At 68.3% G+C, this 11,519-nt stretch carries 12 protein-coding genes; 7 read left to right on the forward strand and 5 right to left on the reverse strand.

Annotated elements, in window-relative coordinates; genetic code table 11:
• Window positions 1–25 precede the first annotated feature (25 nt).
• The 5 genes from ACFU6I_RS14995 to ACFU6I_RS15015 all read right to left on the reverse strand — a co-directional run bounded on the left by ACFU6I_RS14995 (window position 26) and on the right by ACFU6I_RS15015 (window position 3,460).
• On the reverse strand, window positions 26–1,150 hold the full coding sequence (locus ACFU6I_RS14995) for a hypothetical protein (protein WP_384365780.1): 1,125 nt from the start codon (window positions 1,148–1,150) through the stop codon (window positions 26–28).
• Window positions 1,151–1,556: 406 nt separating this feature from the next.
• The gene (locus ACFU6I_RS15000) at window positions 1,557–2,063 is read right to left on the reverse strand and encodes an SRPBCC family protein (RefSeq protein WP_384365783.1); all 507 of its coding nucleotides are present in this window, start codon (window positions 2,061–2,063) and stop codon (window positions 1,557–1,559) included.
• Window positions 2,060–2,422: a metalloregulator ArsR/SmtB family transcription factor gene (locus ACFU6I_RS15005; RefSeq protein WP_345517573.1), complete on the reverse strand. Its 363-nt coding sequence runs from the start codon at window positions 2,420–2,422 to the stop codon at window positions 2,060–2,062. The genes ACFU6I_RS15000 and ACFU6I_RS15005 overlap by 4 nt, the downstream gene beginning before the upstream one ends.
• 155 nt (window positions 2,423–2,577) lie before the next feature.
• The gene (locus ACFU6I_RS15010) at window positions 2,578–2,751 is read right to left on the reverse strand and encodes a hypothetical protein (RefSeq protein WP_384365788.1); all 174 of its coding nucleotides are present in this window, start codon (window positions 2,749–2,751) and stop codon (window positions 2,578–2,580) included.
• Between the two features lie 127 nt (window positions 2,752–2,878).
• On the reverse strand, window positions 2,879–3,460 hold the full coding sequence (locus tag ACFU6I_RS15015) for a hypothetical protein (RefSeq protein ID WP_358858371.1): 582 nt from the start codon (window positions 3,458–3,460) through the stop codon (window positions 2,879–2,881).
• 284 nt (window positions 3,461–3,744) lie between these two features.
• Here ACFU6I_RS15015 and hemL point away from each other — a divergent pair, with 284 nt between their 5' ends.
• The 7 genes from hemL to ccsB all read left to right on the forward strand — a co-directional run bounded on the left by hemL (window position 3,745) and on the right by ccsB (window position 11,500).
• Window positions 3,745–5,052, forward strand: a complete 1,308-nt coding sequence (hemL, locus tag ACFU6I_RS15020) for a glutamate-1-semialdehyde 2,1-aminomutase (protein ID WP_384365791.1) — start codon at window positions 3,745–3,747, stop codon at window positions 5,050–5,052.
• Window positions 5,049–5,762, forward strand: a complete 714-nt coding sequence (locus ACFU6I_RS15025) for a histidine phosphatase family protein (RefSeq protein ID WP_384365794.1) — start codon at window positions 5,049–5,051, stop codon at window positions 5,760–5,762. The genes hemL and ACFU6I_RS15025 overlap by 4 nt, the downstream gene beginning before the upstream one ends.
• Window positions 5,763–5,971: 209 nt before the next feature.
• Window positions 5,972–7,216, forward strand: coding sequence for a hypothetical protein (locus ACFU6I_RS15030; protein WP_384365797.1), 1,245 nt, complete (start codon window positions 5,972–5,974; stop codon window positions 7,214–7,216).
• A gap of 67 nt (window positions 7,217–7,283) precedes the next feature.
• A complete protein-coding gene (locus ACFU6I_RS15035; protein WP_384365800.1) occupies window positions 7,284–7,895 on the forward strand; it encodes a TlpA family protein disulfide reductase in 612 nt (203 codons plus the stop codon).
• A 46-nt stretch (window positions 7,896–7,941) separates the two neighbouring features.
• Window positions 7,942–8,664: a cytochrome c biogenesis CcdA family protein gene (locus tag ACFU6I_RS15040; RefSeq protein ID WP_384365897.1), complete on the forward strand. Its 723-nt coding sequence runs from the start codon at window positions 7,942–7,944 to the stop codon at window positions 8,662–8,664.
• A 5-nt stretch (window positions 8,665–8,669) separates the two neighbouring features.
• Complete coding sequence (locus ACFU6I_RS15045) at window positions 8,670–10,415, forward strand: cytochrome c biogenesis protein ResB (RefSeq protein WP_384365803.1); 1,746 nt, start codon at window positions 8,670–8,672, stop codon at window positions 10,413–10,415.
• Window positions 10,412–11,500, forward strand: a complete 1,089-nt coding sequence (ccsB, locus tag ACFU6I_RS15050) for a c-type cytochrome biogenesis protein CcsB (RefSeq protein WP_384365806.1) — start codon at window positions 10,412–10,414, stop codon at window positions 11,498–11,500. The genes ACFU6I_RS15045 and ccsB overlap by 4 nt, the downstream gene beginning before the upstream one ends.
• Window positions 11,501–11,519: the final 19 nt, after the last annotated feature.

Genomic DNA, 11,519 nt, shown 5'->3' on the forward strand with positions numbered 1-11,519 from the left:
GCCAATGAATGGCCGGATGTGGGCGTCAATCGGACACCCTCGGGTTGTCCGGAGTCCACACGTGCAGGGCGTCCCCGTCCCTGGACACCGTGTACCAGGTGCCGTCGCCGAGCGCCGTGGGCGTGCCGCAGACCGGGAAAGGGTACGCGATCTGGCCGGCAGGCCGCATTCCCGCCGTCTCCAGCAGCCAGTGCCGGACCGGGCCGAACTCCTCCTCCTGGTCCGTACTGGTGATCGCCGTCTCCCGGTCCAGGAAGCCGCACTCGTAGTCCCACATCACCTCGTCGGCCTCACAGTCGTCCGGATCCGCGTCGGGATGACGGGGCACGGCGTCCTCCGCATGCAGTTCGGCCACCACCTCGCCGTCCGCGACCCGGTGCAGGGCGAGCGAGTCCAGGTCGTGGGCCACGGTCAGGAAGTACTCACCGGTGGGGCTCACCGACGTCAGGATCCGCTCCTGCTCGCCGAACTGCTCCACGGAGAGCTCCACCCCGTCCCACCGCCCCCACAGCAGCGGTGCCCCGTCCTGGCCCTCGCCGACGCTCAGCCCCATCTGTGCCGGATCCGGGTGCGGTACGTGCTCCGAGCCCGCGGCCACGGTCTCCGCGTCCGCCCGGCCCAGCACTCGCCCGTCGGCGGCATCGATGACCAGCCACTCGTCGAGCGCCTCCGGATCCGGGCCGGCCGAGGCGACGGGGCCGCGGACATGGGCCCACACGAGCGACCCGTCCGCCGAGAACACTGCGGAGCCGCTGTCCGCGTACAGGTGCGTCCTGTCGTCCGCGTACTCCTCGTACGACTCGTGCAGGACGCGGCAGCCGCCCTCCCAGCAGCCGTGCCGCACCTCCCAGCGCACCACGCCCGCCGGATCGACGGCGCGCACCGCGTGCACTCCCGAGAAGACCGCGAGATCCCCGGCCGGCGCCACCGTGAACGTACCGAAACGGCGCGGCCACGGCGCCGGGAAGCGGGTCCGCGGTACGGCCCCGTCGTCCAGCCCGACGGCGACCGCCTCGGCATCTCCCCGCTGTATCAGCAGCCGCCGGTCCGGCCACCGCAGAACGGACGGGGCGTACGCGGCATCTCGCTCCCGGTCCAGGGGCGCGGTGAATGTGGCGACAAGACGCGCGGTTACGGCGCTGGTGATCATGGTTCCCCTCCCGAACGTGCAGCCTGCGGCGTGCACCAGAACAGGGGAGCACCGTAGAGCCCATGGGTGACAGCCGGGCTACGGGGTGGGGTCGGGACCGGCTCGGGGCGGTCGGGACGTGCGGGAACCCCGGCTCAGGGACGGACCAGGCGGGACGCCCGATGCCCCACGTCATGCAGAAGATGGCTGAAATCCTCCGCACGAAACGTGGCTTCCGGGGTGGTCGGCCGCCGAAGTCCGCCCCGGTCGACCACCGCGAGCGGCGCGCGGTGGAATGCGGTGTCAACCGCCTCAAGAGGCATCGGGCCGTGGCCACGAGGTACGACAAGTCGGCGGTCCGCTACCAGGGGACGTCCTCGTGGTGGTCGGCAACGAGTGGCTGTGACCGGCGCATTCAATGCACCCGCTAGTCGGCCAGCGAGGTCGCCAGCTTCTCCAGCGCCGCCATCTGCTCCTGCATGCCGGTCTCCATGCCGGACTGGATGATCGCGTCGCGGATGGTGCGGTCGGGCACCTCCGTGAGCATCCACAGTGACGTGCGCCCGTCCTTCTCGGTGAAGACGGCGGTGTTCACCGCGGCGTTCTTCTCCGCCTCCTCCGGGGTCATTCCCGGCGCACCCTCGAATACCTCGGTCCAGACGATCCGCTCCTCGGGAACGATCTCGCGGTACTCGCCGTGGAAGGCGACCTCGAATCCGCCGTCGGCCGTCATGACGTACCGCCACTTGCCGCCGACACGGAAGTCCATCTCGACCGTGTCCATGGTGCCGCGCTCGCCGCACCACCAGCGCTTGACCAGTTCGGGCGTGGTCCACGCCCGGTAGACCAGCCGGCGGGGCGCGTCGAAGTCCCGGGTGATGAGGATCTGGTCGTCCGCAGGCAGGGTGAGGGTCGCGGTGCAGTTGCTGGTCATGGTCTGTTCTCCGTTCTCTCGTCGTGGTGCTCTTGTCGCTTGAGGTCCTCGATGACGGCGTCCAGCCGGTCGAACCGCGCCGACCAGAACCGCTCGTATCTCCCGACCCAGTCGTGGATCGGCTTCAGCGCCTCGGCGTTGAGCCGGTAGAGCCGGTGTCGGCCGTCCTCCCGGACGTCCACGGCACCGACGTCCCGCAGGACGCGCAGGTGCTTGGAGACCTGCGGCTGCGTCAGCCCGAGCTCCTCGACCAGGGCGGTGACGGTGTGTTCACCGCCGGCCAGGACGTCGAGGATCCGCCGGCGCTGCGGTTCCGCCACCGCGTTGAACGCGTCTGCTGTCGTCGAGGCCCGTGCCATGGCAGCATCGTATGCCGATATGGGAATACGTCAAGCCTGCCATGCTGGTGCGGCAGCGCGGGGTGTGTGTCAGATGGCCGGGGATCCGGCAGGAGACGCAGCTCGCAGGCGTGTGGCGCCGCCTTGCGGCCACCTCCGGCGGCGCCGGAGCACTTTCACGACACGCCGGCCACACGGAAGCAGAGGCCGGCAATCGCGCTGCCGAGGTGGATGTCGAACTCCGGCGCGGCTCCTGCGCCGTCCCTGCGGGGACGGAGCAGACGCTCGGCGCCTACGCGCAGAAGCGGCTCGACGCGAACTCCGTCGGCCCGACGACCGCGCTCCGCCATGAGGTGACCGTCCGCAACCGCATCGCCCGGCACCTCGGCCGACGCGAGCTGCGGTCCCTCGGCCGGCCCTCGGCCAGCCACGAGGGCGGAGTCCGGAAACTCCGCCCGAAATCATCGAAACCTGAGGTCAGGGCCAGACCAGGCAGTACGCCTGATGCCCCGCGTCATGCAGGCGATGGCTGAAATCCTGCCACTCGTGCAGCAGTTGGTAGACGTTGAACGCGTCGCGCGGGCCACCGCGGTCCGGGACCGTGGACCAGATGAAGGCCGCGGCGCCGACCGACTCCTCGCCGACGCCGCGCAGCGGGTCGACGACCGTCATGGGGAGTTTGACCACGGCGTAGTCCGGATGCAGAACGACCAGTTCCAGCGGGGGGACCCTGTGCAGGGGTATGCCCTGGATGCCGGTGAGGACCATGGCCGCCACCGTCTCCGGTTTGATCTTGGTGAACATGCCGCCCATGCCCAGCTCGTCGCCGCCGAGCTCCTCGGGGCGCATGGAAATGGGCACCCGCGCGGCCGTGGCCCCGTCGGGGGCCCCGAAATATTTGTAGGTCACCCCCACCCGGCCACCACTCCCGCTTCCGGACTGCGCACTGCCGGCCTGAATGCCCTGCCGACGCTCGGCCTCACGCCGGTGCCGGCCTCGGCGGGCAGGCTCGGGCCCCAGGTCGCCGGTCCCTTCGCCCACTTCGCCACCGCGATGCATATCTCATCCATCCGACTACTACTTAGGAGACACAGCCCCCGCCGCGCAACCCGATCATCGTGCCAGTGACCTCCCCCACGGGCGTGGTGTGAAACACCTGTCCGCAAGACCGCCGGAGGCTCTGACACCATGGCTTGTGTGAGCTTTCCCTATGACGCCCCAGTTTTGCAGACGAGAGAGGGCTGACGTCCTTTCGTCATACGAGGAGATCACGCTTCCTGCTCATTGGCGGCCGGATTTCCGGCCCGGCCCCCCGACCTTCCGAATCGCAGATCAGGACCAAAGTGCCGTATTCATACGAAGCCCCAGTTTCGCAGACGCTTTTCGACCGCGCGTCCCTCGTGACGCCCGGTGGCGTGAACTCTCCCGTACGTGCCTTCCGGGCCGTGGGCGGTACGCCCCGCTTCATGGTGTCCGGTACCGGTCCGTACCTCACCGATGCCGACGGCCGTGAGTACGTCGACCTCGTGTGCTCGTGGGGGCCGATGATCCTCGGCCACTCCCACCCCGAGGTCATCGCCGCAGTCCAGGAGGCTGTCGCCCGCGGCACCTCGTTCGGTACGCCCGGTGAGGGCGAGGTCGCGCTCGCCGAGGAGATCGTGGCCCGGATCGAGCCCGTGGAGCAGGTGCGGCTGGTGTCCTCCGGCACCGAGGCGACCATGTCCGCGATCCGGCTGGCCCGCGGGTTCACCGGCCGGGCGAAGGTCGTGAAGTTCGCCGGCTGCTACCACGGGCACGTCGACGCGCTGCTTGCCGCCGCCGGGTCCGGGGTCGCGACCTTCGGTCTGCCGGACACTCCGGGCGTCACCGGTGCGCAGGCAGGCGACACGATCGTGCTGCCGTACAACGACCTGGAGGCCGTGCGGGCCGCGTTCGCCGCGCACCCCGGTGAGATCGCCTGTGTGATCACCGAGGCCTCGCCCGGCAACATGGGCGTGGTGCCGCCGCTGGACGGTTTCAACGCCGGGCTCAAGGAGCTCTGCGCCGAGGGCGGTGCGCTGTACATCTCCGACGAGGTCATGACCGGATTCCGTACCTCGAGGGCCGGCTGGTTCGGCATCGACGGCGTGCGACCCGACCTGATGACCTTCGGCAAGGTCATGGGCGGGGGCTTCCCGGCCGCGGCCTTCGGCGGGCGCGCCGATGTGATGGCGCATCTCGCCCCGGTCGGCCCCGTCTACCAGGCGGGCACCCTCTCCGGAAACCCGATCGCCACCGCCGCCGGTCTCGCCCAGCTGCGGCTGCTCGACGACGCGGCGTACGCGAAGGTCGACGCGGTCTCCGCGGAGATCCGGTCCCTGGTGAGCGAGGCGTTCACCAAGGAGGGCGTCGCGCACACGGTGTCCGCGGCGAGCAACATGTTCTCCGTGTTCTTCACGGACCAGCCGGTGCGCAACTACGAGGACGCCAAGAAGCAGGAAGCTTTCCGCTTCACCGCCTTCTTCCACTCGATGCTGTCGCAGGGCGTCTATCTGCCCCCGTCCGCGTTCGAGTCCTGGTTCGTCTCCACCGCCCACGACACGCAGGCCGTCGAGCGGATCGCCGCCGCCCTGCCCGCCGCTGCCCGCGCCGCCTCGGAGGCCACCGAATGAGCGAGACCAGCAGTACCAGCTCCGCAGACACTGCGCGCAAGGACATCACGGTCGTCCATCTGATGCGGCACGGGGAGGTGCACAACCCCGAGGGCGTGCTCTACGGACGCCGCCCCGGCTACCACCTCTCCGAGCTCGGCCGGCAGATGGCCGACCGGGTGGCCGAGCACCTGGAGAAGCGCGACATCACCCATGTCGTCGCCTCCCCCCTGGAGCGCGCCCAGGAGACGGCGACGCCGATCGCCAAGTCGCACGGCGTGGACCTGGCCACCGACGAGCGGCTGATCGAGGCGGCCAATGTCTTCGAGGGCAAGACCTTCGGGGTCGGCGACGGTGCGCTGCGCAAGCCGGACAACTGGAAGCACCTCACCAACCCCTTCCGCCCGTCCTGGGGCGAGCCGTACATCGAGCAGGTCGTACGGATGATGGGCGCCCTCGACGCCGCGCGCGACGCGGCCCGCGGGCACGAGGCGGTCTGCGTCAGCCACCAGCTGCCGATCTGGATCGTCCGGAGCTTCGTCGAGCGACGGCGGCTCTGGCACGACCCGCGCAAGCGGCAGTGCACGCTGGCCTCGCTGACCAGCTTCACGTACCAGGGTGACAAGATCGTCTCGGTCGGCTACACCGAGCCGGCCCGCGATCTGGTTCCCGCGCACCTGCTGGCCGGTGCGAAGCCGGTGAAGGGGAAGTCCAAGGCGTTCGGCGCGTAGCCGGGACTTCTCGACCCGCACGGGCCCCTGCCGATGTGCCGGCCGGGGCCCGTGGTGCGTTCGGGTCAGGGGCAAGGTCGGGTCAAGAGCGGGGTCTGGTCACGTAAAGAAATTTATGATAATCGGCGGAACCGTCGCGTTGGTTCGTCCATCTAAGCCTTCGCCAGTTTGTATGGACTTGAGCGGAAACGACCGCAGATGGGGACGCCATGCGCGACATCAGCCGAAGGAGTTTGCTCGGAGCGGGACTTGCGGCTGCGGCTGCAATCGGGGTGGCGGGCTGCAACTCGTCGGACCGCTCCACAACGGGGCGGCCAGGCCCCGGCAGGGAGGACGCGAGGGCGGACGGGAAAGCCGGAGGCGGGGAGAAGCGCGTCAGGGAGATAGGTGACGGTTCCACCGCGGACACCGGAAAGCAGCCGCACCAGCCTTCCGCGCCGGTCCCGCTCGAACCCGGACAGACCCCGCCGCAGTTCGTGATCTTTTCCTGGGACGGGGCGGGCGAGCTCGGCACAGGGCTGTTTCCGCGTTTTCTCGAACTCGCCAAGGAGCACGACGCGTCGATGACCTTCTTCCTCTCCGGGCTCTATCTGCTGCCCGAGTCGAAGAAATTCCGGTACCGGCCGCCGAACAACGAAATCGGCGCCTCCGACATCGGCTATCTCACCGACGGTCACATAAGGGAGACGCTCAAGAACGTCCGTCGGGCCTGGCTCGAAGGCCATGAGATCGGCACGCACTTCAACGGGCACTTCTGTGCCGGGTCCGGATCGGTCGCCAACTGGACGGCCGATCAGTGGCGGAGCGAAATCGATCAGGCCGTCTCCTTCGTCACCGAATGGCGCACCAACACCGGCTGGACCGATCTCGACCCGCTGCCCTTCGACTACCGCAAGGAACTCGTCGGCGGCCGCACCCCCTGTCTGCTCGGCCAGAACAATCTGCTGCCCACCGCGCGCCGACTGGGCTGGCGCTACGACGCGAGCTCGCCCGGTGGCACCCAGATCTGGCCCACGAAGCGCCAGGGCATATGGGATCTTCCGCTGCAGGGCATGCCGTTCCCCGGGCACACCTTCGAAGTGCTGTCGATGGACTACAACATCCTCGCGAACCAGTCGCAGAACACCACCCGGGGAATGCCGTCGCGCTATCCGGAATGGCGCACCCAGGCCACTCAGTCGTACCTCGCCGCATTCAACCGTGCGTACAGGTCGAATCGCGCACCCTTCTTCATCGGCAACCACTTCGAGGAGTGGAACGGCGGCATCTATATGGATGCGGTCGAGGAGACCCTCAAAAGGATCGCGGGGAAGCCGGATGTGCGGCTCGTCTCCTTCCGGCAGTTCGTCGACTGGCTCGACGTCCAGGATCCGGCCGTGCTCGCGAAGCTCCGTACGCTGGAGGTCGGCCAGTCGCCCGACGGTGGCTGGAACTCCTTCTTTAAACGGGCCTGACAACGGGCTTTACGGGCACCGAGGGGGGTGCGCAAGATCCCCGATACAGCCATGCGAAACTTTTCACATGAGCTCTGGCCGCGCACCCCGACGCCGCTTCACCCTGCTCGCCGCCCCCGCAGCGGCCGCCGCACTGGCGCTGACCCTGACCGCCTGCGGCGGCGACGGCAACAAGGCCGGTGGTGGCGGCAATTCGCACTTCGTCACGGGCAGTGGCGGAATCTCCACCGTGGCCAGGGCGGACCGCCAGGAAGCGCCGAAGCTCGACGGAACGACACTGGACGGCAAGCCCCTCGACATCGCCGACTACAAGGGCAAGGTCGTCGTGCTGAACGTATGGGGCTCGTGGTGCGGCCCCTGCCGGCTGGAGGCCAAGCACTTCGCGAAGGTGTCGAAGGAGACCGCGAGCCAGGGTGTCCAGTTCATCGGGATCAACACCCGGGACGCCGAGAAGGGCCCGGCGGTGAACTTCGAGAAGGACAACAGCATCACCTACCCGAGCTTCTTCGACCCGATCGGGAAGCTCATCCTGCGCTTCCCCAAGGGCACGCTGAACCCGCAGGCCATTCCTTCGACCGTGGTCATCGACCGGGACGGGAAGATCGCGGCCCGCACCCTCGTCGCCCTGGACGACGTCAAGCTCCACAAGATGATCGACCCGTTGATCGCGGAGAAGTGATTCCGTGCTCACCCTTGCCGCACTTCCGGGGCAGAACGAGACCGTGATGAACGGGGCACTGTTCGTCGCCCTGCCCATTGCCGTACTCGGCGGGCTCGTCTCGTTCTTCTCGCCGTGCGTCCTGCCTCTCGTGCCCGGCTATCTCTCGTACGTCACCGGCGTCAGCGGCACCGATCTGGCGCAGGCCAGGCGGGGGCGCATGGTCGCGGGAGCCTCGCTCTTCGTACTCGGCTTCACCGCCGTGTTCGTCTCCGGCGGCGCGCTCTTCGGCTTCTTCGGCCAGACGCTCCAGGAGCACAGCACCACGCTCTCCAGGGTCCTCGGTGTGCTGATGATCCTGATGGGGATCTTCTTCATGGGCCTGATGCCGTGGATGACCCAGCGCGAATTCCGTATCCACAGGAGGCCGGTGACCGGGCTGGCGGGCGCACCGCTGCTGGGCGCCCTCTTCGGGATCGGCTGGACCCCGTGCCTCGGCCCGACGCTCAGCTCGGTGAGCATCCTCGCGATGGACCAGGGCACCGCCGGACGCGGGGCGATACTGACCGTCGCCTACTGCCTCGGGCTCGGTGTGCCCTTCGTGCTCGCCGCGGTCGCCTTCCGCAAGGCGCTCGGCGCGTTCGGCTGGGTCAAGCGCCACTACGCATGGGTCATGCGGATCGGCGGCGTCATGATGATCGTGACCGGGCTGCTCCTGCTGACCGGTGTGTGGAGCAGCATGATGCAGGAATTGCAGGGCTGGTCCGACGGCTTCACGGTGGGGATCTGAGTTCCATGAGCAACACCAAGACCAACGCGGCCGACGAGCGCGCGAACGAGCGTGAGCGCGAGAGCCGGCAGGAGCGGGAGAACGCGGCCGAGCTCGGCGCGGCCGGCTCGCAGCTCTCCACTGCCCCGCGCGAAGAGGCCCTGGCCACGCTGCCCGCCATGGGCCTCATCGGCTGGGCGCGCTGGTTCTGGCGCCAGCTCACCTCGATGCGGGTCGCGCTGATCCTGCTCTTCCTGCTCTCGCTCGGGGCCATCCCCGGCTCGCTGATCCCGCAGAACAGCGTGGACGAGCTGAAGGTGCAGACCTTCAAGGAAGCCCACACCACCGTCACGCCGATCTACGAGAAGCTCCAGTTCTTCGACGTCTACAGCTCGGTGTGGTTCTCCGCGATCTACATCCTGCTGTTCGTCTCCCTCATCGGCTGCATCGTGCCGCGCACCGGCCAGTTCGGCGGCCAGCTGCGCAGCCGGCCGCCGGGCGCCCCCAAGAGGCTGACCCGACTGCCCGCCTACACGACGTGGCGCACCGAAGCCGAACCCGAGCAGGTCCGCGAGACCGCGCTCGCGATGATGCGCAAGCGGCGTTTCCGGGCACACGTGGACGGCGATGCGGTCGCTGCGGAGAAGGGCTATCTGCGCGAGGCCGGGAACCTGGTGTTCCACATCGCCCTGATCGTCATGCTGGTGGCCTTCGCCACCGGGCAGCTCTTCAAGTCCGAGGGCGGCAAGCTGATCGTCCAGGGCGACGGCTTCTCCAACACGCTGACGCAGTACGACGACTTCAAGTCCGGTTCGCTGTACGACACCGACTCGCTCGCCCCGTTCAGCTTCACCCTCGACAAATTCGTCGGCACGTACGAGCGCAAGGGCCCGCAGATCGGTACGCCCCGCAAGTACGAGGCCCACATCACGTACGCCGAGGGTGCGTACGGCAAGCCGAAGAAGGCGGTCATCAAGGTCAACGAGCCGCTGGTGGTCGACGGCTCCAAGGTCTATCTGATCGGGCACGGCTACGCCCCGGTCGTCTCCGTCAAGGACGGCAGGGGCAAGGAGGTCTACAAGGCCGCCGTGCCGCTGCTGCCGATCGACTCGAATGTCACCTCGACTGGTGCGATCAAGGTGATGGACGGCTACAAGGACGGGAACGGCAAGAGGGACCAGCTGGGCTTCCAGGCGTTCTTCGTGCCGACGTTCGCGGGCAACGGCAAGGGGACGATGTTCTCCCAGTTCCCGGCCGCGGACTTCCCGGTACTGGCCCTCAACGGGTACCACGGCAGCCTCGGTGTCGACTCCGGACTGCCGCAGAACGTGTACCAGCTGAACACCTCGAAGATGAAGGCGTTCAAGGACAGCAAGGGCGACAAGCTGAAGCAGCGGCTGCTGCCCGGCGAGACGATGAAGCTGCCGGACGGCGCCGGCTCGATCACCTTCGAAGGCATCGAGCAGTGGGCCAGCTTCCAGATCTCGCAGCAGCCCGCCAGCGGCTGGGCGCTCACCGGAGCCATCGCGGCCATCGCCGGTCTGGCCGGTTCGCTGTTCATCCAGCGGCGCCGGGTCTGGGTCCGGGCCGTACGGGGAGCGGACGGCGTCACCGTCGTGGAGATGGCGGGGCTGGGCCGCAGCGAGTCCGCGAAGCTTCCCGAGGAGCTGGCCGACCTCGCGGTCGCACTCCATGACATGGCGCCCACCGCGCCCGACGACGCATCTGCCGAAGCACTTTCCGAAGAACCTGCCGAAGGGGCTGAGAAGTGAATCTCGCCGCCGCAACCAACGAGAATCTGGCACACACCAGCAATGTGCTGATCTATTCGTCGATGGCCGTCTACACCCTGGCCTTCTTCGCGCACATTGCGGAGTGGGTGTTCGGCAGCCGCAGCAAGGTCGGCCGCACCGCCGCAGCGCTGACCGGGGACGGGGCCGCCGCCTCCTCGGCAAAGATCAAGGTCCAGGTCGCGCAGAAGGGTGGCGCCACCGCCGTACTGGACCGGCCGAAGATCATCACGAGGTCCGCCGCCGGCTCGCGGGACGTCCCGGACGGCCCCGGCGCCGCCGGTGGCACGTTCAAGGGCGACCTGTACGGGCGGATCGCGGTCTCCATGACCGTCGTCGCCTTCCTCGTCCAGGCCGGCGGTGTCGTCGCCCGCGCGATGTCCGTGCAGCGTGCCCCCTGGGGCAACATGTACGAGTTCTCGATCACCTTCTCCACGGTGGCCGTCGCCGCGTACCTGATCCTGATGGCGCTGAAGAAGAACGTCCGCTGGATGGGCCTGCTGCTGGTCACCACCGTCCTGCTGGATCTCGGCATCGCGACCACGGTGCTGTACACCTCCAGCGACCAGCTGGTGCCCGCCCTGCACTCGTACTGGCTGTGGATCCACGTCTCCACCGCCATCATCTGCGGTGCCGTCTTCTACATCGGCGCGGTCGCCACGCTGCTCTACCTGTTCCGCGACAGCTACGAGAACAAGCTGGCGAACGGCACCGAGCCCGGCTCCTTCGCCCAGTCCGTGCTGTCCCGGCTGCCCGCCGCGGCGACCCTCGACAAGTTCTCGTACCGCATCAACGCCGCCGTCTTCCCGCTCTGGACGTTCACGATCATCGCCGGCGCGATCTGGGCGGGCGACGCCTGGGGCCGCTACTGGGGCTGGGACCCCAAGGAGGTCTGGTCCTTCATCACCTGGGTCGCGTACGCCTGCTACCTGCACGCCCGCGCCACCGCAGGCTGGAAGGGCCGCAAGGCCGCCTACCTGGCGCTGATCGCGTTCGGCTGCTGGCTCTTCAACTACTACGGCGTGAACATCTTCGTCACCGGCAAGCACTCGTACGCCGGCGTCTGAACCGTTCCCGCGTACGGGT

The sequence above is a fragment of the Streptomyces sp. NPDC057486 genome, from assembly GCF_042802415.1.
Taxonomy (GTDB): Bacteria; Actinomycetota; Actinomycetes; order Streptomycetales; family Streptomycetaceae; genus Streptomyces; species Streptomyces yanii.